The 22,269-nt window shown below is 67.9% G+C and carries 20 protein-coding genes and 1 riboswitch; of the genes, 11 read left to right on the top strand and 9 right to left on the bottom strand.

Annotated features, from left to right (window positions below):
• Positions 1-35 precede the first annotated feature (35 nt).
• On the top strand, positions 36-2,162 hold the full coding sequence (gene pbpC / locus ACW179_RS20540) for a multimodular transpeptidase-transglycosylase PbpC (RefSeq protein WP_492064363.1): 2,127 nt from the start codon (positions 36-38) through the stop codon (positions 2,160-2,162).
• Between the two features lie 99 nt (positions 2,163-2,261).
• A complete protein-coding gene (locus tag ACW179_RS20545) occupies positions 2,262-3,020 on the top strand; it encodes an SDR family NAD(P)-dependent oxidoreductase (RefSeq protein ID WP_492061610.1) in 759 nt (252 codons plus the stop codon).
• A 1-nt stretch (position 3,021) separates the two neighbouring features.
• On the opposite strand, the gene ACW179_RS20550 is transcribed toward ACW179_RS20545, so the two are convergent.
• Together ACW179_RS20550 and carA are read right to left on the bottom strand one after the other, a co-directional pair.
• Positions 3,022-3,426, bottom strand: a complete 405-nt coding sequence (locus ACW179_RS20550; protein ID WP_492061612.1) for a globin domain-containing protein — start codon at positions 3,424-3,426, stop codon at positions 3,022-3,024.
• A 143-nt stretch (positions 3,427-3,569) separates the two neighbouring features.
• Positions 3,570-4,736, bottom strand: a complete 1,167-nt coding sequence (gene carA, locus ACW179_RS20555) for a glutamine-hydrolyzing carbamoyl-phosphate synthase small subunit (RefSeq protein ID WP_492061614.1) — start codon at positions 4,734-4,736, stop codon at positions 3,570-3,572.
• A 261-nt stretch (positions 4,737-4,997) separates the two neighbouring features.
• On the opposite strand from carA, the gene ACW179_RS20560 reads away from it, so the two are divergent.
• The 3 genes from ACW179_RS20560 to ACW179_RS20570 all read left to right on the top strand — a co-directional run bounded on the left by ACW179_RS20560 (position 4,998) and on the right by ACW179_RS20570 (position 6,343).
• On the top strand, positions 4,998-5,285 hold the full coding sequence (locus ACW179_RS20560) for a DUF1272 domain-containing protein (RefSeq protein WP_492061616.1): 288 nt from the start codon (positions 4,998-5,000) through the stop codon (positions 5,283-5,285).
• 132 nt (positions 5,286-5,417) lie between these two features.
• Entirely contained in the window at positions 5,418-5,561 is a 144-nt protein-coding gene (locus ACW179_RS20565) for a hypothetical protein (RefSeq protein WP_492061617.1), read from the top strand.
• 77 nt (positions 5,562-5,638) lie between these two features.
• Entirely contained in the window at positions 5,639-6,343 is a 705-nt protein-coding gene (locus tag ACW179_RS20570; RefSeq protein ID WP_492061619.1) for an HAD family hydrolase, read from the top strand.
• 84 nt (positions 6,344-6,427) lie between these two features.
• Here ACW179_RS20570 and ACW179_RS20575 read toward each other — a convergent pair whose 3' ends face one another.
• A complete protein-coding gene (locus ACW179_RS20575; RefSeq protein ID WP_492061621.1) occupies positions 6,428-7,531 on the bottom strand; it encodes an acyltransferase family protein in 1,104 nt (367 codons plus the stop codon).
• Between the two features lie 315 nt (positions 7,532-7,846).
• Between ACW179_RS20575 and ACW179_RS20580 the strand changes: the two genes are divergently transcribed.
• The 5 genes from ACW179_RS20580 (at position 7,847) to ACW179_RS20600 (ending at position 15,107) form a co-directional block, all read left to right on the top strand.
• Positions 7,847-8,233 carry a group III truncated hemoglobin gene (locus ACW179_RS20580; RefSeq protein WP_492061623.1) on the top strand — a complete coding sequence of 129 codons (387 nt, stop codon included), beginning with the start codon at positions 7,847-7,849 and terminating at the stop codon, positions 8,231-8,233.
• Positions 8,230-8,973 carry a 2OG-Fe dioxygenase family protein gene (locus ACW179_RS20585; protein ID WP_492061625.1) on the top strand — a complete coding sequence of 248 codons (744 nt, stop codon included), beginning with the start codon at positions 8,230-8,232 and terminating at the stop codon, positions 8,971-8,973. The genes ACW179_RS20580 and ACW179_RS20585 overlap by 4 nt, the downstream gene beginning before the upstream one ends.
• A 140-nt stretch (positions 8,974-9,113) precedes the next feature.
• Positions 9,114-9,346: riboswitch (cobalamin riboswitch) on the top strand.
• A gap of 122 nt (positions 9,347-9,468) precedes the next feature.
• Positions 9,469-11,829: a 5-methyltetrahydropteroyltriglutamate--homocysteine S-methyltransferase gene (metE, locus tag ACW179_RS20590; protein ID WP_492061627.1), complete on the top strand. Its 2,361-nt coding sequence runs from the start codon at positions 9,469-9,471 to the stop codon at positions 11,827-11,829.
• A 182-nt stretch (positions 11,830-12,011) separates the two neighbouring features.
• Positions 12,012-13,919, top strand: a complete 1,908-nt coding sequence (gene dnaG / locus ACW179_RS20595; RefSeq protein WP_492061629.1) for a DNA primase — start codon at positions 12,012-12,014, stop codon at positions 13,917-13,919.
• A gap of 3 nt (positions 13,920-13,922) precedes the next feature.
• Complete coding sequence (locus tag ACW179_RS20600) at positions 13,923-15,107, top strand: acetyl-CoA hydrolase/transferase family protein (RefSeq protein ID WP_492061631.1); 1,185 nt, start codon at positions 13,923-13,925, stop codon at positions 15,105-15,107.
• Positions 15,108-15,271: 164 nt separating this feature from the next.
• On the opposite strand, the gene ACW179_RS20605 is transcribed toward ACW179_RS20600, so the two are convergent.
• The 6 genes from ACW179_RS20605 to hisC form a co-directional block, all read right to left on the bottom strand.
• Positions 15,272-15,649 (bottom strand): VOC family protein, encoded by a 378-nt coding sequence (locus ACW179_RS20605; protein ID WP_492061633.1) that lies wholly within the window; start codon positions 15,647-15,649, stop codon positions 15,272-15,274.
• A gap of 37 nt (positions 15,650-15,686) precedes the next feature.
• Entirely contained in the window at positions 15,687-16,061 is a 375-nt protein-coding gene (locus tag ACW179_RS20610; protein ID WP_492061634.1) for a Rieske (2Fe-2S) protein, read from the bottom strand.
• Positions 16,058-17,065: a fumarylacetoacetate hydrolase family protein gene (locus tag ACW179_RS20615; protein WP_492061636.1), complete on the bottom strand. Its 1,008-nt coding sequence runs from the start codon at positions 17,063-17,065 to the stop codon at positions 16,058-16,060. The genes ACW179_RS20610 and ACW179_RS20615 overlap by 4 nt, the downstream gene beginning before the upstream one ends.
• A 26-nt stretch (positions 17,066-17,091) precedes the next feature.
• On the bottom strand, positions 17,092-18,375 hold the full coding sequence (hmgA, locus tag ACW179_RS20620) for a homogentisate 1,2-dioxygenase (protein WP_492061637.1): 1,284 nt from the start codon (positions 18,373-18,375) through the stop codon (positions 17,092-17,094).
• A 162-nt stretch (positions 18,376-18,537) separates the two neighbouring features.
• Positions 18,538-19,605, bottom strand: a complete 1,068-nt coding sequence (hppD, locus tag ACW179_RS20625) for a 4-hydroxyphenylpyruvate dioxygenase (RefSeq protein ID WP_492061639.1) — start codon at positions 19,603-19,605, stop codon at positions 18,538-18,540.
• Between the two features lie 17 nt (positions 19,606-19,622).
• Positions 19,623-20,744 (bottom strand): histidinol-phosphate transaminase, encoded by a 1,122-nt coding sequence (gene hisC, locus ACW179_RS20630; RefSeq protein WP_492061642.1) that lies wholly within the window; start codon positions 20,742-20,744, stop codon positions 19,623-19,625.
• A gap of 803 nt (positions 20,745-21,547) precedes the next feature.
• On the opposite strand from hisC, the gene ACW179_RS20635 reads away from it, so the two are divergent.
• Positions 21,548-22,225 (top strand): hypothetical protein, encoded by a 678-nt coding sequence (locus tag ACW179_RS20635; RefSeq protein WP_492061644.1) that lies wholly within the window; start codon positions 21,548-21,550, stop codon positions 22,223-22,225.
• Positions 22,226-22,269: the final 44 nt, after the last annotated feature.

The following is a 22,269-nucleotide window of genomic DNA, read 5'->3' on the forward strand; positions in this document are numbered from 1 at the left end:
TGCCGCCGCGACCAAACAGGGCTTTGCCGAACACCGTGAACGACTGGACGCTCCCGCCCTACCGTTTCGACGACGACGAGCCCAAGCCCGCGCCCCGTCCGCCGGAGCCCGAAGACCGCTGGGAGCCGGAAAAGCCGCAGGAGCCGGAAGAGCCGTTTCGCGCCGATCTCAACCACCAGAAGGCCAAAAAGAAGGCCCGGCGCCATGGCTGGATCTGGATCACGGTGCTGGTCGGGGTGCTGTTGGGCGTGATCGCGGCGGGCTCGGCGGCCGGCTATGTGTGGTGGAAATATCTGCGCGACACGCCCCAGCTGCCCTCTCGCGAGGCCCTGTTCGCGGTCAATCGCGCGCCGGGCATCCGCTTTGAGGACAAGAACGGCCAGGTGATCGCCAGCCGGGGGCCGCGCTATGGCCAGCGCATCACCCTGGGCCAGGTGCCCAACTATGTGCCGCTGGCCTTCATGGCCGCCGAGGACCGGCGGTTCTACAAGCATGGCCCCATCGACCTCTATGCCATCGGCCGCGCCGCCGTGGTCAACTGGAAGGCCGGCCGCACCGTGCAGGGGGCCTCGACCCTGACCCAGCAGCTGGCCAAGGGCCTGTTTTTGACCCCCGACCGCACGGTCAAGCGCAAGCTGCAGGAAATGGTCATGGCCCGGCGCCTGGAGCAGGTGCTGAGCAAGGACGAGATCCTGGAGCTTTATCTGAACCGGGTGTTCTTCGGAGCCAACACCTTCGGCGTCGACGGGGCCAGCCGCACCTATTTCGGCAAGCCCGCCAGCCAGCTGACCCTGTCGGAATCGGCCCTGCTGGCCTCGCTGCTCAAGGCGCCCTCGCGCCTGGCCCTGAACCGCGACATGGAGGGGGCCCTGGCCCGTTCGCGGCTGGTCCTGGCCAATATGCGCAAGGAGGGCTGGATCACCGCCGAGCAGGAAAGCCGCGCCCTGGACGACACCCCTCGCCTGTCGCCGATGGCCGTCCAGAACGAGGGCGATTACGGCTGGGTGCTGGACTACGCCACCAACGAGGCCGTGCGGATCGCCGGCCAGAACGCGCCCGATCTGGTCGTGCGCCTGACCATCGACCCGGCCCTGCAAAGGCTGGGCGTTGAGACCGTGCGCCAGGCCATCGCCTTTGACGGCGAGGGCGCAGGCGCCAGCCAGGCGGCCCTGCTGTCGCTGTCAGCCGACGGCGCGATCAGGGCCATGGTCGGCGGGACCGACTATATCGAAAGCCCCTTCAACCGGGCCGTCCAGGCGCGTCGCCAGCCGGGTTCGACCTTCAAGCCGTTCGTCTATGCCGCCGCCCTCAACAAGGGCGTCCTGCCCAGCGACATCCGCGTGGATGGCCCGGTGAAGTTCGGCGACTGGGCACCGGAGAACTATAGCGGCGGCTATCGCGGCCCGATGAGCGTGGAACAGGCCCTGGTCAATTCCACCAACACCATCGCCGTGAAACTGGGCCAGGAAGCGGGCGGTCCTGCCATCGGCGAGCTGGTCCGGCGCTTTGGCATCACGACCCTGCCGCCCAACCCCGACCTGTCGGTGGCGCTGGGCTCCTACGAGGTGAACCTGCTGCAGCTGACCTCGGGATTCCAGGTGTTCCAGCTGGGCGGCAACCGCATCGAGCCCTATGTGATCGAGAGCATCTTCACCCAGGGCGGCCAGCCGATCTTCGCCCGCCAGACGCCCGCGCCGCTGAACGTCTATGACGTCGGCCGGGCCTCGATGATGGTCAAGATGATGAAAAAGGTGGTCACCGAGGGCACCGCCAAGCGCGCCGCCTTCGGCCGTCCCACCGCCGGCAAGACCGGGACCAGCCAGAACTGGCGCGACGCCTGGTTCGTGGGCTTCACCCCCGACTATGTGACCGGCGTCTGGGTCGGCAACGACAATGACAGGCCGATGAACAAGGTGGTCGGCGGCGACATCCCGGCCAGCATCTGGCGGCGGTTCATGATCGGGGCCCACGAGACCCTGGCGGTGCGCGACTTCGACTGGCTGCTGGCCGATCCTGCTCCCCTGACCGAGCCCGACCCCCGCAACGGCTACTACGAAACCCTGGCGGCCGAGTTCGCCCGCACGGCGGCCGACCTGGAGGCGGAAATCCAGGCGCCCGTCGCGGAGCCTGCGCAGCCGACCGAGCAGGACCTGCCGTACTGATCAATCTCCCCTTGCGGGAGAAGGGCGACGCAACGGCGCCCTCGACATCCCCATCCTGCCCCGCCACCTTCCCGGCCAACAAAAATGGGGAGCCCAGCCATGTCCGATCAAACCCTCGCCGGCCGCGTCGTGCTGGTCACCGGAGCCTCGTCAGGGATCGGGGCGCAGCTGGCCCGCGCCGCTGCGGCGGCGGGCGCGAAGGTGGCCCTGGCGGCCCGGCGCACCGACCGGCTGGAAGCGCTGGTGACGCAGATCGGCCCGGCCGCCGCCGCCTTCGCCCTGGATGTCGAGGACGAGGCCAGCGTGATCGCCGCCTATGACGCTATTGAGGCTTCGCTGGGGCCCGTTGACAGCGTGATCGCCAATGCCGGGATCAGCATCATGGGCTCGGCGCTCGAGATCGCCATCGAGGACTTCGACAAGATCCTGGCCGTCAACACCCGGGGCATGTTCCTGACCGCCCGAGAAGGTGCCCGGCGGATGATCGCCGCCGGCTCACCCGCCAGCGGCCGGGGCCGGGTGCTGCTGGTGGCCTCGATCGGAGCCCACACGGTGTTGCCGGGCGTCACCGCCTACTGCACCTCGAAAGCCGGCACGGCGATGATGGGCAAGAGCCTGGCCCGCGAATGGGCCCGCAAGGGCATCAACGTCAACGTCCTGTGCCCGGGCTATATCCGCACCGAGCTCAACAGCGACTGGTTCGACCAGGAGGGCGGGCAAAAGCTGGTGGCCGGCTTCCCTCGCAAGCGCCTGATGGCCGAAAGCGACCTGGAAGCCATGGCCCTGCTGCTGTGCTCGGACGCCGGAGCGGCCATCACCGGCGGGGTGTTCACCGTCGATGACGGCCAGTCGCTTTAGGTCAGGCCGCGACCTCTTCGCCCTCGTCTTCGTCTTCGTCGTCCTCGTCCTCCGGGCCCATGGCCAGGGCGGTGTCGCGCAGGGCTTCGGCCTGGTCGGCGATGTCGGCGATCGCCTCGTCGTCCACGCCCAAAGACGCCAGCGCGGCGGCCAGATGGCCGATGACGAGGTCCAGTTCCTCGTCGCCCAACCCCACCTCGGCCAGCCAGGCCAGGGCGGGCTCAAGATCGGGATGGTCGCCGGCGACGCCGGCCTCCAGAGACGCCGTGACAAAGGCGCGGCCGCCGGCGGTGATGACCGGGCCGTAGATGTCGGCCAGCCGGTCGTCAGCCTGGGCGCGCTGGAAGAAGTCGTCGATCGCCGCATGGGCGATGGGCTCGCCGCCGATGTTTTCGTAGGGGGTCATGATGTCCTCGCCAAAGCCCGTATGACCGCGAATGCGGAGCTGGAACCGAACAGGCAAAGGCTATCACGCGCCCCGGCCGGGCGCGTGATGCGGGCGTGACAATTGGGCGTTGTTTTGGTGAACCTCGCCCGGGCTTTTGGGTCTTACTTCGCCGCGTCCATCAGGCCCGCGAAGCGCTCGAACAGGTACAGGCTGTCGGTCGGGCCGGGCGAGGCTTCGGGGTGGTGCTGGACGCTGAACACCGGCTTGCCGGTCAGCTGGATGCCGGCGTTTGTGCCGTCAAACAGCGACACGTGGGTCTCGGTGACCGGACCGGGCAGGCTGGCGCTGTCGACCGTGAAGCCGTGGTTCATCGAGACGATCTCGACCTTGCCGGTGGTCAGGTCCTTGACCGGATGGTTGGCACCATGGTGGCCCTGTTCCATCTTCACCGTCTTGGCGCCCAGGGCCAAAGCCAGCATCTGGTGACCCAGGCAGATGCCGAACACCGGCTTGCCGCTGGCGACCAGCTTCTGGATCTCGGGAACCGCATATTGGCCCGTCGCGGCCGGGTCGCCCGGGCCGTTGGACAGCAGCACGCCGTCAGGATTGCGGGCCAGGATGTCCTGCGCCGAGGTATTGGCCGGCACCACCGTGGCGCGGGCCCCGACATGGGCGAGAGCCCGCAGGATGTTGCGCTTGACGCCGTAGTCGAGGACCACGACCTCGTACTTGGGCGTCTCCAGCTTGGCGTAGCCTTCCGGCCACGACCACAGGCCTTCGTCCCAGGTAAAGGTCTGGGTGGTCGAGGCGTCCTTGGCCAGGTCCAGCCCTTCCAGACCCGACCAGGCCTTGGCCTTGGCGACCAGGGCGTCGAGGTCAAACACGCCGTCGGGGCTGTGGGCGATGACGCCGTGCGGCATGCCCGTTTCGCGGATCTTGCGGGTCAGGGCGCGGGTGTCGACCCCGGCCAGGCCGACCATGCCGCGACGCTTCATCCAGCCGTCGAAATCGCTGTCGGCGCGCCAGTTGGCCTGGACGGTCGGAACCTCGCGGAAGATCGCGCCCCGGGCGGCGGTTTCCGACGCGCCCGACATCTGCTCGAGGTCATCGACATTGGTGCCGACATTGCCCACATGCGGGAAGGTGAAGGCCACGATCTGGGCCATGTAGGAGGGGTCGGTCAGGATTTCCTGATAACCGGTCATGGCGGTGTTGAAGCACACCTCGCCGACCGCATCGCCCACCGCGCCGCAGCCCACGCCTTGCAGGATGGTGCCGTCGGCCAGGGCCAGAACGCCGGTTACGCCGGGGAGAAGGTCTTGGGACATTCTTTAGAGCGCTCCTGGACGCGGTCTGGCCCGAAACGGGCGTTCCGTTTTCGCGAGAAAGCGGGCCGGAGCTGAACCCCGACCGCCGCGCAAACGGCGGCGTGTCTAGGGGGTGTGGGGTGGGGGGTCAACCCCTCCGATCACGAGAGTCCGGGCCGCGTGCCACATTCCCGTGATCGGCGAAAAGGCCCCTCGCCTGCGACAGCCTCAATCCCCTAGGTTTGAAGCCATTCCAGACACAAGAACAAGGGAGGACGGCCCATGCTCGAACTGCGCCCCAATTGCGAGTGCTGCGACCGCGACCTGCCGCCGTCCAGCGATCAGGCCCGCATCTGCACCTTCGAGTGCACCTTCTGCACCGACTGCGCCGAGCACCGATTCTTTGGCAGCTGCCCCAATTGCGGCGGCGATCTGGTGGCGCGCCCGATCCGGCCGGAGAACAAGCTGCACCGCTTCCCGGCCTCGCTGCGACGCGTCGTCAAGGCCCACACCGCCTGCGCCGGCGCCAGGCCGCCGCCAGAACCGGGACCGTCCTGGGCGATGACGTAACCCCCCGTTCGGGGGGCAGACGCGCCGGGTGACCTGCGCGATTGAAACAAAATGTCACGCCCCCGCATCCGAGTCCTTAATCGCTGCGTTAACACCTTGAGGCTCATGGTGGAGCTTCAACGGAGCAAAGCCATGAACAGCCTGGGCATCACCCGCACCACCGTCCTGCCGACCACCAAGGTCAGCTGGTTTGGCCTGGGCGAGATGGCCTTGCGCGGGCTTCTGGTGGCCTGCCTGCCGATTACCGCCGCGATCTTCGCCATCCTCAGCTTCTGAAGCCGCAAGGTCTGGCGCAGCGCCGGCCGGGGCCTTATCCGTAGGCGTCACATCGCGCCGTACGAGACCCTGATCGCATGACCGTCACCACCGTCGGCGTCGACGCCGACGACACCCTCTGGCACTGCGAAAGCCTGTTTCGCCTGACCCACCAGCGGTTTGTCGACCTGCTGGCCGAACATGGCGACGAGGCCCGCATCGAGGCTCAGCTGGCCGCCACCGAGAAGCGTAATCTGCGAATCTATGGCTACGGGGCCAAGGGCTTCACCCTGTCGATGATCGAGACCGCGCTGGAGTTGACCGACGGGGCGGTTTCCACCCGGGTGATCCGCGAGATCCTGGCCGCCGGCCGCGAGATGCTGACCGAGCCGGTCGAGCCCCTGCCCGGCGTCGAGCTGGCCCTGGCGACCCTGTCGGAGCGCTACCGGCTGGTGCTGATCACCAAGGGTGATTTGCTGCACCAGGAACAGAAACTGGCCGCCTCGGGCCTGGGCGACCTGTTCGCCGCCGTCGAGATCGTCTCGGAGAAGGACGCCGACACCTATCGCCGGGTGTTCGAGCGGCATGGCACCGGGGCTGGTCAGGCGGTTATGGCCGGCAACTCCATGCGGTCAGACATCCTGCCCGCCCTGGAGGCCGGGGCCTGGAGCGCGCTGATCCCCTACCCCCTGGTCTGGGCCCACGAAGCGGCGCTCGCGCCGGTAGGGCATGAGCGCTATGTCGAGCTGGCGTCGATCCGTGAGCTGCCGGCCTGGGTGGATAGAATTTCCCTTCTCCCATAGGGAGAAGGAGGGGCCCGCGCCGAAAGGCGTGGGAGGATGAGGGGTTAGGGACGGCTGAGGGTTTAACCCCTCACCCTCCCACCGCTACGCGGCGGGCCCCGCCCTCTCCCTTTGGGAGAGGGAAAGCTTGGCGATCCAATCCCGCGCAGGGCGCTCGAACAGGATCAGCGACAGATAGGCCAGCGGGAACAGGGCCACGACCCAGAACAGCACCCACAGCCGCATCAGATCACCGTTCAGGTTCCACATCCCCAGCCCCACCCAGGCCAGGCCCATCTTCAGGGCGATCGGGTGCAGCATGTAGAGGGTGAAGCTGAGCTGGGCCCAGGGGGCCAGTCGGCGGGTCACGGGTCCCACCGGCCCGGCCGCATCGGCGGCGATGCCGGCCAGACCCACGGCATAGATCACCAGCAGCAGCACATCGCGCGGCACCTTCAGCGGTGAGGCGATCAGGAAGACGGCCAGCAGGCCCCACATGACCCACCGCGCATAGGGCAGCCTGGCCAGCAGCGGCCGGATCTGGAAGCCCAGCATGCCGATCAGGAAGCCCGGCACGGCCCGCAGCACCCCGAAGTCCCAGGTCCACTGATGGAACGGTCGGTCGCCATGCGGGGTCTGCAACAGGATCACCAGGCTGAGGATCGCCAGCCCGCCCGTGACCCAGCGCCCCTTGCCGGTGATCCAGAACAGCAGCGGCAGGGCGATATACATCCCCATCTCGGCGCTGATCGCCCAGCTGACGAAGTTCCAGGTCTGGCTCTTGCACACCCCCCAGGCGTGGATGAAGACGATGTTGGGCACGATGCAGGCGGCGTCATAGCGGCGGGGATCGCGGTCCTGGATCCAGCCGGCCATGCCTGCGACCGCTACGGCGATGAACACCAGCATGGTGGCCCAGTGCAGCGGCCCCAGCCGCGCCACCCGCTTCTTCAGAAAGTCGCCGTACTTGGCCGGAGTGGTCAGGCGGCCGGTATAGATGGCCGCCATCACATAGCCGCTGATCACGAAGAACAGGTCGACGATCAGGCTGAAGGTCTTGATGGTGTCGTCGGCCAGCTGCCAGCGGCCGTCCAGATTGATGAAGCGGTTGAAGTGAAAGACCACGATCATCACCGCCCCGACGATGCGCAGGGCGTCCAGATGCAGCATCTGGTCGGAATCGGGCTTCAGCGGCGGGAACTTGATCATGCCGCAGGAGTGGGCCGGGTCGCGGAAACGGTCAAGTTGGAGACGATCCGTCCAACGGTGAGAGGGCTGTTGCCCACGCTCAAACACGGCTGTCATCCCGGACGAGCGCCCAGCGCGAAGATCCGGGACCGACGCCTGAACTCGGCGCTTCCGGCGGTCCCGGATCGGCGCCCGGCTCACGCCGGACTTGTCCGGGATGACACCTTTTGCGGGGAACATGCCTGGGCGCCGGCCCCACGCTCCGCGCCCGCCCTCACCCCGCTCTTGATACAGATCAGGGTTGGGCCGGCCGCCGCGCCGCACTATGTGACGACCATGTCCGCTGCGCCCCCCTTCACCGACGCCGAGATCGACGCCCTGGTCGAGACCTTCTACGCCAAGGTCCAGCGGCACCACCGCCTGGGACCGATCTTTCAGAAGGCCGTGGGCGATGACGGCTGGCCCGAGCATCTGGCGACGCTGAAGCGGTTCTGGGCGGGCGTGCTGCGCGGCGACGGCGGCTACAAGGGCTCGCCCATGGCCGTGCACCAGCGTGTTGAGGGCCTCACCGAGGGCCTGTTCACCCCCTGGCTGGGCCTGTTCCACCTGACCTGCGCCGAGCTGTTCGATGCGCCCCGCGCGGCCCTGGTCGGTGCCAAGGCCGAGCGGATCGCCCAGACCCTCAAGCGCGGGCTGTCGTTCCAGCCGGGGGCGGCAGCGTGAGCGCCCCAAATCTGCAGCAGACCCTGCGGCAAGCCCTGACGGATCAGGGCTATGCGCGCTCGCCCGCCGACGAGACCCGCGCCCTGCTGGGGCCGGCAGCCGTCGCAGACTGGGCGGGCTTTGCCGACAGCTGGAACGATCTGGGTCTGGACGGCTTCATGGCCGACGGCGGTCGCTATCGAAAGCGCCGGTTTGCCGCCTTTTCCGCCGCGCCCGGCCAGATCGTCCGCAAGCCGCACCAGCCGCACTATCAGAGCCGCGATTACAACGCCCTGAACGGCGGGGTGCAGCGCTGGTTCGAGCCGGTCACGGACGCCATCGCCATCCATCCGATCACCCGGGCGGTCATCGAACAGGGACTTGCGATCTTCCATCCGATCACGCCGCAGCCGCCCGCGTCCTGGCATGTGGAACTGCATCAGTTTCGCGTCGAGGCCCTGGCCGGCCAAGCGGGCCTGCCCACGCCCGAAGGCGCGCACCGCGACGGGGTGGACTGGGTGATCGTCATGCTGGTCGACCGGGTCAATGTGCGCAGCGGCGTCACTGACATCTATGCCCCCGGCGGTCGCAGTCTCGGCAGCTTCACCCTGACGGCGCCGGGCGACATGGTGATGCTGGACGACCTGCGGGTGCTGCACGGCGTCACGCCGATCCGGCCCGACAATCCCGCCGCCCCGGCCCTGCGCGACGTGCTGGTGGTGACGTTCCGGCAGGAGATCGCGACGCTAGCCGGGATCTAAGAAGGGGTGACGTTTCGGCTTCAGGCGGTTGAGCCGATGCAGGCGTGGGACGGCGAACGGCGGCGCGGAAGTCCTGGCGCGCCTCGAAAATCGCATAAGGATATCCTTATATCCCTGTTGACTTGGTGGCCAACCTTGCCCTAACAGCACGCTGTCGTGGTTCTGCGGGCACCTTCTGGGGCCCGGAGCTAAGAGGGAAGTCGGTGCGGGCGTGAAAACCCAAGGCCGGCGCTGCCCCCGCAACTGTGAGCGGCGAGCCGCTGTCCAATACGTGTCACTGACGCGCCGAAGCTGGATCGGTGGCGTGTCGGGAAGGCCAGGACAGGGGTGTTGACCCGTGAGCCAGGAGACCTGCCCCGACAGATAACGTCCTCCGGCGGGGTGCCCGGTCTGGTCGCATGCCAAGGCGTGTCCGGTCCGTGACAGACCGTGCGCGCCCCCTTGCGCGCGTCCCGATCAAGCCTCCGCCCTCACACCGGCAGAGGTTTTTCAAAGATGACCGTCACCGTCGCCACCCTTGGCTTTCCCCGCATCGGCCCCCGGCGCGAACTGAAGTTCGCCCTGGAATCCCATTGGTCCGGCAAGACCGACGCCCAGACCCTGCTGGCCACGGCCGCCGACCTTCGCGCCCAGGCCTGGACCCGCCAGTCCGCCCTGGGCGTGGACCACGTGCCCAGCAACGACTTTTCGCTCTATGACCACGTGCTGGACACCAGCGTGATGGTCGGCGCCATTCCGGCCGACTATGGCTGGACCGGCGGACCGGTCGACACCGCCGCCTATTTCGCCATGGCCCGGGGCGCGCAAGGCGCGGCGGCGCACGAGGCCTGCGCCCAGGGTCACGCTCATCACGACGGTCATGGCGTGCCGGCCATGGAGATGACCAAGTGGTTCGACACCAACTATCACTACCTGGCACCCGAGGTGTCGCGTGGCCAGACCTTCACCCTGACCTCGACCAAGCCCATCGATGAGTTCCTGGAGGCCAAGGCCCAGGGCGTCCACACCCGGCCGGTGCTGCTGGGTCCCGTGACCTTCCTGAAACTGGCCAAGACCAAGGACGAGGGCTTCTCGCCGCTGTCGCTGCTGTACGCCCTGCTGCCGGTCTATGCCGAGGTCCTGGTCCGGCTTGAGCGCGCCGGCGCCGACTGGGTGCAGATCGACGAGCCCTGCCTGGCCCTGGACCTGACCGCGTTCGAGCGGGGCGAACTGCGCCGGGCCTACGGTGCCTTGAGCCACGCCGTGCCAGGCCTGCGCCTGCTGCTGACGAGCTATTTCGGCGGCTATGGCGACAACCTCACCACCGCCGTGAACCTGCCGATCAACGGCCTGCACATCGACCTGGCGCGCGCGCCCCAGGCGCTGGACGAGGTTCTGGCCGCCAGCCGCGAGAGCCTGGTGCTGTCACTGGGCGTCATTGACGGCCGCAATGTCTGGCGGTCGGACCTGCCCGCCCTTCTGGATCGCCTGGAGCCCGTCATCGCCGCGCGCGGCGGCGACCGGATCATCCTGGCCCCCTCCTGCTCGCTGCTGCACACGCCGATCGACCTGGAGCTGGAGGTCGCCCTCGATCCGGAGGTCCGCCCGTGGCTGGCCTTCGCCGTCCAGAAGATCGAGGAACTGGTGATCCTGGCCAGGGCGCTGAACGAAGGCCGGGCCAGCGTGGCCCCGCAGTTGGCCGCCAGCCAGGCCGCGGCCGAGGCCCGCCACACCTCGTCCAGGGTTCACGACGCGGCGGTCGCCGCGCGGCTTGCGGCGACCACCCCGGCCATGGCCGAGCGCCAGTCGCCATTCGCGGCCCGGCAGCTCGCCCAGAAGCCGCGCCTGAACCTGCCGGCCTTTCCGACCACCACCATCGGCTCGTTCCCGCAAACCGAGGATGTCCGCAAGGCGCGCTCGGCCCATGGCAAGGGCGAACTGAGCGACGCCGACTATCTGGCGTTCCTGCGCCAGGAGACCGCCCGCACGGTCGCCTGGCAGGAGGAGGTGGGCCTGGACGTGCTGGTCCACGGCGAGTTCGAACGCAACGACATGGTGCAGTATTTTGGCGAGCAGCTGTCGGGCTTCGTCTTCACCCAGGCCGGCTGGGTGCAGTCCTATGGCTCGCGCTGCGTGCGCCCGCCGATCCTGTTTGGCGATGTCTCACGCCCCCAGGCCATGACGGTCGAGTGGTGGCGCTATGCCCAGAGCCTGACCGACAGGCCGATGAAGGGCATGCTGACCGGCCCGGTGACCATCCTCAACTGGTCGTTCGTACGCGATGACGCGCCGCGCGCGCTGGTTTGCCGGCAGATCGCCCTGGCCATCCGCGACGAGGTCGTCGACCTGGAGGCGGCCGGCGCCAAGGTGATCCAGATCGACGAGGCGGCCCTGCGCGAGGGCCTGCCGCTGCGCCGCAGCGACTGGGCGGCCTATCTGGACTGGGCGGTCTCGAGCTTCCGCCTGGCGGCCTCAGGTGTGGCCGACCACACCCAGATCCACACCCACATGTGCTATTCGGAGTTCAACGACATCATCGCCGCGATCGGGGCGATGGATGCCGACGTCATCTCGATCGAGACCGCCCGCTCGAAGATGGAGCTGCTGGACGCCTTCGAGGCCTATGCCTATCCGGCGCAGATCGGGCCGGGCATCTATGACATCCATTCGCCGCGCGTGCCCGCCGTCGAGGAGATGACCGAGCTCCTGAAGGCCGCCCGGGCCAGGCTGTCGCTGGGCCAGCTGTGGGTCAATCCCGACTGCGGCCTGAAGACCCGCAAGTGGCCCGAGACCCGCGCCGCCCTGGTCAACATGGTCGAAGCCGCCAAGCGCCTTCGCCGGACGACGGCGGAGGCGGAGGCGGAGGCGGCGGCATGAGCCACAGGGGCGCGATGATGCTCGCCGCGCTCACTCCGGTGGGGCTGTAACCGCACACCCGCCCTCCGCCTCCGGTGGCGGGCCAGGCCCTCTCTGTCCCGGAGAGGGCTTCGGCCCGCCCCGCTCTCACGATCCGTTGCTGCAACGCCCCGCGCCATGGCCTATGCTAGACGACACCCGCCATGCGCTTCGACGACCGCTTTCTTGAAGAACTGAAGTCCCGCCTTCGCCCTTCCGACGTGATCGGAAAGTCGGTGAAGCTGCGGCGGCAGGGGCGCGAGTATGCGGGGCTGTCGCCGTTCACCAAGGAGAAGAGCCCCTCGTTTTTCGTCAATGACGACAAGGGCTTCTATCACTGCTTCTCCAGCGGCAAGCATGGCGACATCATCAGTTATCTGCAGGAAACCGAACGCCTGACCTTCAGCGAGGCGGTCGAGCGGCTGGCCTCCGAGGCCGGCATGGTCCTGCCCGAGCCCGATGTCCGCGCCGCCCAGGAAGACCGCAAGCGCCAGGGCCTGGGCGACTGGATGGAGCTGGCCGCCGCCTGGTTCGAGGCCGAGCTGCGCCGCCCGGTGGGCCAGGCCGCGCGGGCCTATCTGGAGCGCCGGGGCCTGCCCGAGAGCGAGTGGAGCCGCTTCCACCTCGGCTTTGCCCCCAATAACCGTACAGGGTTGAAGGACTATCTGATCGCCAAGGGCGCCCAGCCGGGCGATCTGGTCGAGGCCGGGGTGCTGATCGCGCCCGAGGACGGCGGCGCGCCCTATGACCGGTTCCGTGACCGGATCATCTTTCCGATCACCGACACGCGCGGCAAGGTCGTGTCGTTCGGCGGCCGGGCCATGGATCCGCAGGCGCGGGCCAAATATCTGAACGGTCCCGAGACCAGCCTCTTCCACAAGGGCCGGCTGCTGTATGGCCTGTACGAGGCCCGCAAGATCCTGCACGCCGCCCAGGCCGCTGCCCCCAAGGACAACACCCCCCTGGTGGTGGTCGAGGGCTATATGGACGTCATCGCCTGCCATCGCGCCGGGATCTCGGCCGTGGCCGCCATGGGCACGGCCATGACCGAGGAGCAGATGGAGGTGCTGTGGCGCCTGCATCCCGAGCCCACCCTGTGCTTTGACGGCGACAAGGCCGGCCAGCGGGCCGCCAGCCGGGCCATGGACCGCGCCCTGCCCCTGCTGAAGCCCGGCCGGTCGTTCAAGTTCTCGATGGTCACCGGCGGCAAGGACCCCGACGATGTGCTGCGCGAGCAGGGTCCGGCGGCCCTGAAGGCCCAGGTCTCGCAGACCACGCCCTTCGTCGAGCAGCTGTTCACCCGCGAGCGCGACCTGGAGCCGCTGGACACGCCCGAGCGCAAGGCGGGCCTCAAACAGCGCCTGCGCGCCGCCGCCGCAACGATCGCCGACAAGGACCTGGCCCAGGCCTACAAGGACGACCTGCTGGGCAAGCTGGACGCCCTGTTCCCGCGCGCGGCCTTCACGCCGGGCGACGGCGCCGGCTATGGCGGCGGCCGGGGCGACCGGCCCTTTGTTCCGCGCGGCGAGTGGAAGAACGGCAAGCGCCTGCCGCCCGATCCGGGCATCCGGGGCCTGGCTCGCGCCCAGATCGGCGAGCGCATCAACCCCTTCCACGCCGCCATCGCGGTGGCTGCCATCGACCATCCTGGCTGGGCGCGGCCCTATGACGAGGCCATCGAGCGGGTGGGGTTTGGCGATCCGCGCCTGCGGCCCCTGGCGCTGGAGCTGTTCGAGGCCCTGATCGACGACATCCACGACGACGCCCCGTTCCGCGAGATCCTGACCCGCAAGGGCTTTGCCCCGCAGCTGGCCGAGCTGGAACGCGTGGCCAAGGCCCTGGACGGCGCGCCGTTCCTGGATCCGAACATGGAGCAGTATCGCGCCCGGGCCCTGTGGTCGGCCTGCTACGAGGCGGTGATCGAGATCGCCGATTCCGAGCGGGCGCTCGAGGCCCTGCGCCGCGAGGCCGTCACCGCCAGCAGCCTGACGGCCACCCGCGACCTGCGCGCCCGCATCGCCATCCTGCAGCGCCAGATCAGCAATCTGGAATTCTGGCAGGGAGCCAGCTAGCGGGTGAGCGACCGGCCTCGCGTCTTTGTCAGCGCCTCGGCCGCCGAGCCCTTCGCGGCCGCGCTGCTGTCGCGCCAGCTTCAGCCGCTGTTGTCGGCGGCGTTCGAGGGCGGCTTCATTCCGGGGGTCAATGTCTTTGACTGGAGCAGCCTGGGGCCTGACGCCCGCATGGCCGGGCCGTTCATGTCGCCCGCCTGGCGGCCCATTGCGCAGGCTGGCTGCTATCAGCGCCTGCCCCTGACCTATCACGGCTTTGCCCGGCGGGTGGCGGCGGCGTCCTATGCGGCGGGGCTGTTCATGGTCACGCCGCCCGACGCGCAAGGGCGCTGCTCTTTTGGTCCGACCGTGGATTTCGCCCCGACTGCGTTCGAGCGCTGCGCGATCCGCATCGGCGTCATCAATCCCGCCCTGCCCCGCCTGCCTGGCGCGCCGAGCGTGGCGATCGAGGCCTTTGACGAGGTGATCGAGCATGAAAGCCCTCTGGTCGAATATGCTGTGCGGCCGCCGGGTGCGGTGGAGGCGGCGATCGTGCAGCACATCGCCGCCCTGATCCCCGACGGTGCCACGGTGCAGGCCGGTATCGGCCGGCTGGGCGACGCGGTCTGGGCGGCCCTGGCCGGCAAGTCGGACCTGTCGCTGCACAGCGGCATGATCTGCGATCCCGTGGCCGAGCTGATCCGCGCCGGGCTGTTCAAGGCCGTGACGGTGGGCAGCTTGCTGGGTTCGCGCGCCTTTTACAGCGAGGCGGCCGACCTGCCCGGTGTGTCCCTGGCCCCGGCCCTGCACACCCACGACATCGCCGTGATGGCCGCCATCCCCCGCTTTGCCGCCGTCAATTCGGTACTGGAAGTGGACCTGCTGGGCCAGGTCAATGCCGAGTGGCTGGACGGCCAGGCCATTTCCGGCCCCGGCGGCCTGCCCGACTTCATCCGGGGTGCGCACCTGTCGCAAGGCGGCTTGCCGATCATTGCCCTGGGATCTTCAGCCAAGGGCGGATCGATCAGCCGCATCGTTCCGCGCCTGACCGTGCCGCCGACCCTGACCGCCATCGACGCCGGGCTGGTGGTCACCGAGCACGGGGCCGTCGACCTGCGGCCGCTGGATCAGGAGCGCCGCGCCATGGCCCTGATCAGCCTGGCCGCGCCCCAGCACCGGGCCGACCTGCTGAAGGCCTGGCGACGATCCTAGGCCTGCGACAGCCCTTTCACGACCTGGCGAATTAATTTCGATGACAACGTTGTCAAACGCTTTGGGCCGGGCTATATCGGTCTTGTCCTTTTAGGGCGTTTTCCTCCCGAACACTCGCCCGCCTTCTTCTCCTGGAAGGCGGGTGTTCTTTTGTCTGGGGGGCGCTACCGCCCGATCAGGCGCGAGGGCCAGCCGACGCGGACCAGCAGATTGTCCGGCCCGGCGATCCCGACTTCGTACATCCCCCACTCACGATGGCGCAGCACGCCGCCGGGGCGAATGATCAGATCCTCGACCCTCGCAGCAATTGCATCGACCTCGGGCGTTCGAAGAAAGACGCCGAAGGGATTGTGCTCCGGCACCTGCCACGCGCCGGTTCCGGCCTGGGTCAGGTGCAGCTCGCAACCCCAGCCGGTCATGATGACATAGTCGGCGTCGCCGCCCGTTCGCGCCAGGCCAAGCCGCTCCCAGAACGGGATCGCTGCGGACAGGTCGTTGCTGGGGACGATGGCGAAGGCACCGGTGCTGGGCATCTCGGTCATGGACGGCTCCCTGGATGTGATCTCCAGGCTAGACCATTCACGCCGTGAACACCCGCCCGTCGCGCGCGATCACCGGCCAGGGCGACAGGCGCGCGCCCACGCAGGGGCCGCCCACGCAAGCGCCGTCCTCCACCGCGAACACCGCCCCATGCCAGGAGCAGGCGATCAGGGTGCCGTCGGGGGTCAGATACTGGTCCAGGGTCTGGGCCAGGGGCAGGCCGGCATGCGGACAGCGGTCGACATAGCCGAACACCGCCTCGCCCCGCCGCACCACAAAGCCGTGGAAGCGGTCAGCGCCTATCTGCAGCACATAGTTTCGCGCCGCCCCGTCGGCGATCAGGTCCAGCGGACCCAGGCCCACCCCTGCCGGCGTTACAAAGACGCGGCCGGCAGGGACAGTCTGGTCGCTCAAATCCGCTCGACCGTCTGCTCGATGGCCCCGAAGATCGAGTGGCCCTTGGCATCCTTCATCTCGATGCGCACCGTGTCGCCCGGCAGCAGGAACGGGGTTTTCGCCGCGCCATGCACGATCGTCTCGACGGTGCGCAGCTCGGCCAGGCACGAATAGCCCAGACCGCCCTCTTCGACCGGCTTGCCGGGCCCGCCATCGGCGCCGCGATTGGACACCGTGCCCGAGCCGATGATCGTTCCGGCCGACAGGGCGCGGGTCTTGGCGGCGTGGGCCACCAGCGTCCCGAAATCGAAGGTCATGTCGACCCCGGCATCAGCCCGGCCAAAATCCTTGCCGTCCAGCTCCACCAGCAGAGCGCCGTGCAGCTTGCCGTCCTTCCAGGCGTCGCCCAGCAAGGCCGGCGTCACGGCCACGGGCGAGAAGGCGCTGGCGGGCTTGGACTGCACAAAGCCGAAGCCCTTGGCCAGTTCGGCCGGGATCAGGTTGCGCAGGGAGACGTCGTTGCACAGCATCACCAGACGGATGGCCGCCAGGGCCTCCTCGCGGCCGGCGCCCAGGGGCACGTCACCGACGATCACGGCGATCTCGCCTTCCAGGTCGCAGCCCCAGGTCTTGTCGGCCAGGGGGATATCCTCGCGCGGCCCCAGGAAGCCGTCAGAAGCGCCCTGGTACATCAGCGGGTCAGTCCAGAAGGTTTCGGGCATCTCTGCCCCCCGCGCCTGACGCACCAGCTGCACGTGGTTCACGTAAGCCGAGCCGTCCAGCCACTGATAGGCGCGCGGCAGGGGGCTGGCGGCGTCGTGCTCGTGGAAGCGCTCCTTGGGCACCGCGCCGTGTTCAAGGCTCTCGGCCAGGCCCCGCAGCAAGGCCTCGCAGCGTCCCCAGTCGTCCAGCGCCGCCTGCAGGGTCGGGGCGATGGTCGCCGCATCCGTGAACCAGGCCAGGTCGTTGGAGACCACTACCAGCCGGCCGTCACGGCCGCCTTTGAGAGACGCGAGCTTCATGGGCGCTTCCTCTTGTGTCGTTGTTATTAGGGTTGCGGCAGGACGGCCTTGGGAAAACCGGCCCAGCAGGCGTCATAGTCGGCCTGAAGCGCGCAACTCTCCAGCGCAAATCGCGTGGGGCGCAACACCCATCGGCTTTCGAACATGAAGGCCATCGTGTTCTCGATCCTGTGGGGCTTCAGATCGGCCGCCACGGCCCCCTGCCAACTGGCCAGATCGGGGCCGTGATCGCTCATGGCGTTGTGCAAGCTGGCCCCGCCGGGCGAGAAGCCGCCGACCTTGGCGTCATAGGCGCCGTGCACCAGCCCCATGAACTCGCTCATCACGTTGCGGTGGAACCAGGGCGGGCGGAAGGTGTGCTCGGCCACCATCCAGCGCGGCGGGAAGATCACGAAGTCGCAATTGGCCGTGCCGGGCAGTTCGCTGGGCGAGGTCAGAACGGTGAAGATCGACGGGTCGGGATGGTCGAAACTGACCGTATTGATGGTGTTGAACCGGCTCAGATCATAGCGATAGGGCGCGAAATTGCCGTGCCAGGCCACCACGTCCAGCGGGCTGTGATCCCAGGTGGCCGACCAGAGGCCGCCCTGGAACTTCTGGATCACCTGCGTCGGCGCATCCACATCCTCGAAGGCCGCGACGGGGGTCTCGAAGTCACGCGGATTGGCCAGGCCGTTGGCGCCGATGGGTCCAAGGTCGGGCAACTTGAACATCGCGCCATAGTTCTCGCAGACATAGCCGCGCGAGGGCCCATCGACCTCGACCCGGAAGCGCACGCCGCGCGGGATCACCGCGATCTGGCCCGGCGCGACGGTCAGCACGCCCAGCTCGGTGACCAGGGTCAGGACGCCCTGCTGGGGCACGATCAAGAGCTCGCCGTCGGCGTCCTGGAACACCCGGCTTCGCATCGAGACATTGGCCAGATACAGGTGAACGCCGATACCGGCCTGGGTCGCCACTTCGCCATTGCCGGCCAGGGTGGTGAGGCCATCGACGAAGTCGGTCGGCGCGGCGGGGATTTCCAGCGGGTCCCAGCGCAGGCGGTTGGGGGTCACCGGGCCGTCGGCGGGCGCCGCGATCAGCGGCTGGGCATAGGGCTCATAGCGGCCATGCCCGGCGCTGGGCCTCAGGCGATACAGCCAGCTGCGGCGGTTCTCATGGCGCGGCGCGGTGAAGGCGCTGCCCGACAGCTGCTCGGCATAGAGCCCGAACGGCACATGCTGCGGCGAGTTCTGGCCCACCGGCAGGGCCCCGGCCACGGCTTCCGTGGCGAAGTGGTTGCCGAAGCCGGATTGGTAGTGGAGGTCCATGGTTGGTCCCGAGGCCTTTCAACTAACCTTGTCATCCCGGAAACGGCGCAGCCGTTATCCGGGACCCAGGGGCGGTTGCACCGCCTTCGCCCAGCCCCCCTGGGTCCCGGCTCTACGCTACGCTTGGGCCGGGATGACAAGGAAGGGGAATTCGGAAGCGGCCTACGCCCCCACCGTGATCACGCCCCGGCGGATCTGGTCCAGCTCGATGCTCTCGAACAGGGCCTGGAAGTTGCCGTTGCCAAAGCCCTCATTGCCCTTGCGCTGGATGATCTCGAAGAAGATCGGGCCAAACAGGTTTTCGGTGAAGATCTGCAGCAGCAGGCCCTCCTCGCCGACATTGCCGTCCAGCAGGATGCGGTTCTTGCGCAGGCGCTCAAGATCCTCGCCATGGCCGGGCACGCGCTTGTCGACCAGCTCGTAATAGGTCTCGATGGTGTCCTGCAGCTTGACGCCCCGGGCGCGCAGCTTCTCGACGGTGTCGTAGATGTCGGGCGTGGTCAGGGCCAGGTGCTGGATGCCCTCGCCGTTGTACTGGCGGATGAATTCCTCGATCTGGCTCTGGTCGTCCTGGCTCTCGTTCAGCGGGATGCGGATGGCCTTGTCGGGCGCGATCATCGCCTGGCTGAACAGGCCGGTGGCCTGGCCCTTGATGTCGAAATACTTCTGCTCCTCAAAGCCGAAGACATCGCGATAGAAGGTCGACCAGGTGCGCATCTGGCCGCGCTTGACGTTGTGGGTCAGGTGGTCGAGCAGATCCAGGCCGACATTATTCGCGGCTTCCGCCTCGGCGGCGCCGGGGACCTGGGTCCACCCGTCATAGATCGTGCCGTTGCCGCCCGCCTGGACCAGATAGAGCATCGAGCCGCCGATGCCTTCCAGCACCCGCGCACCCTCGCCCAGCACGGTCTTGGACGCGTCTGCCGCGACGGCCCCGCGCTTCAGGGCTTCCGCATAGGCCGCCTCGACGTCCTCGACGCGGAAGGCCATGCCGTTGGCCGAGGGGCCGTGGGCGGCGCGGAATTCGGCGACCTGACCGGTGGTCTCTTCATTGACCAGCAGGTTGATGCGGCCCTGCTTGTAGCGGGTCACGGCCTTGGTCGGATGGGTGCTGGCGGGCACGAAGCCCAGGGCCTCGAACAGCGCCTTCATGGCGGCGGGATCGGGGCTGGTGAACTCGACAAACTCGAAGCCGTCGAGACCCAGCGGGTTTTGGGCGGTCATGGGCATGGTGAAGCTCCCGAAGCTCAGCGGGCCAGAGCCGCCGGCAGGGCGGCGATCAGGCGGTCATTGTCGGCCGGACGGCCAATGGTGATGCGAACCCAGCCGCCGGCCACCGGGGTGGGGCGGATGATCAGGCCGTCCTGCAGCAAGCGCGCGGTCGTGGCCTCCGGCCCGGCCGGCGTCTTCAGGAACACGAAATTGGCCCGGCTGTCGGTGCGCTCGACACCCAGGGCGTCCAGCGCCGCCTCGACCCGGCCGCGCTCGGCCACGGTCAGGGCCACAGTCGCTTGCAGGTGCTCCACATCGGCCAGGGCGGCCAGGGCGGCGGCCTGCGACACGGCGGTGACGTTGAAGGGCGGACGCAGGCGATCCAGATAGCCGACCAGCTCCGCCGACGAGGCTACGCCATAGCCCACCCGCATCCCGGCCAAGCCATAGGCCTTGGAGAAGGTGCGCGCCGAAACCCACGGGCCGCCCCAGGCCTCCAGCAGGGCAAAGGTGTCGAACACCTCGTGATATTCGCGATAGGCCTCGTCGACGAACACCATGGTCGAACGCGGGGTAACGGCCAGGATCTGGCTGATATCGGCGCTGGTCAGGGCGTTGCCGGTGGGGTTGTTGGGGGTGCACAGCACCAGCAGCTTGGGGCCCTTGGCCGCCTCGACCTTGAAGGCCTCGACGTCGAGATCGAAATCGGCCAGGCGCGGCACGTCGATGATCGTGGCCTCGGCGCAGCGGGCGAAAATCTCATAGGCCGGGAAGGTCGGGGTCGACATCAGGATCGTCTCGCCCGGCGCGATCACCGCGCGGAACAGATAGTCGATCAGGGCCTCAGACCCCGGCGACACTACGATGCGGGCCGGATCGACGGCCAGACGGGTGCCAAGGGCGTCGCGCAGGGTCTCGCAATAGGGGTCGGGATAGATTTCCGGATGGGCCATGGCGGCCATCACGGCCCCGGCCACCTGCGGGCTGGCGCCCAGCAGGTTCTCGTTGCTGGCCAGCTTGGAGAAATCGCTGCGCCCGGCCCGGCGTCCGGCTTCGGCCAGCGTCATGCCCGAGCGATAGGCCTGCACAGTCTCCAGCGCGGCTCGCATCGGCGACGGCACGGCATTGGCCAGCGGCTTTTGATCGACAACCAGCATGAGGTCCGTTCCTCCCGAGAGCGGTGGTCAGGATAGGGCCGAGTGCGGGGTGGTGTGTGGCGATTTGGGGCGCTTGTCGGGCCCTATCGGTCACCTAAGGCAGCATTTAGGCATAGTTTCGGCATATTATAGCGCGAAAATTTCAGCAGTCCTTTCGCCTGTGCGCTGGCCCCAAAACGCTGTCTTCCCGGACAAGCCCGGCGAACGCCGGGCGCCGATCCGGGACCGCCGGAAACGCCGCGCTCACGCGACGGTCCCGGATCTTCGCGCTGCGCGCTCGTCCGGGATGACAGGGCTTGAGATGGCGCTGCGGGTTGAAGGGCCAAGAGGTCGCCTCACCAACAGCCGATGAACCCCAAATCCCCGTCTTCCCGGGCCTTATGCCCGGGATCCATAGCGTCCGGCACAGCTGAGATAGCGTTGGGAACGAGCCCTTCGGCCGCGACGCCCCTCAGGCTCAGAGCCTGCCGCCGGCCATGGATCCTGGGCACAAGGCCCAGGAAGACAGGGGGTGTTGGCCTCGCCAGCCCCTCACCCCGCCCTCCACGGCGAGGCCGCGCCTTGAAACCTTGCAGGCGAGCTTGCTCTGGCGTCTGGCCGTGTCAAGGACTGGCCTGCGGCCAGCCGCGCCGCGGCGGCGCCCCGCGCCGTCCTTGACACGGCCAGACGCCAGAGCTCCGATCCTCCAAGGATTTAAGGCGGGAGCCGCATCCGGGGCGGATGCGGGCGAGGCGACGAGCGGACCTTGGGAACGTCCGAGAAGGGTGGATATCGGGCCGTCGCCGTTCGGGTTAAGAGAGATTATGGCCGACCTCAAAGATACTTCTTTGGACTTGCAGTCATGCGAAGGCGTCGCAGATAGGCCCCCGCAGCCGGGGGCTTCAGGGATGCGCGGCAAGCGCATTGCCGCCGCTTTCCGCCGATCGAGCCGGACGATGTTCGCCGTCGCCACACTCGGGGGGGTGTTGGGCGGTTGCAGCTCCCATGACTTCGGCCAAGAGGAGCGCGCTTACAGCGTCTCGACCGACAGTGTCGCCGAAAATTGCGAAACCTTCGAAGCAGTAGTCGCACTCGATAACGTCGCCACAAGAGAGACGTTGGCTATCTCGGGGTGGAAAGTCGACACCTTCGAGCTTTTCGAGGAAATCCTGCCCGGTGGTCCAATTTACGCAGAGAGTGTAAAGGGCGTAGGCGAACACGATGACGTCACCCGAGAACTCGCGCACGCACCAATGCGCCACTACTATATTTCGAGGATCAAACGGTCACAGGGCAACGGCATAGGCGAAAGTTCCGAACTACTTAGGTCGTCGCTCAACCAGACTTCCTATAAAGAATTGAGACAGAGCGGAACGTTCTCGCTGGGTGCTAGCCCGATATCCGGAGGCTACTTGCCAGCCGTTTGCCGAATGCAGGTCCTTTGCCAGACCAAGAAGGCTGATCGGCATGTGTTGACGCCCCTCTGCAAGGCGGATTGGTGACCAATGCCTGAAACGATGGGGAGTCTGGTGGCCCGACAGCCCGC

It is taken from the genome of Caulobacter sp. AVps18 (genome assembly GCF_058681425.1).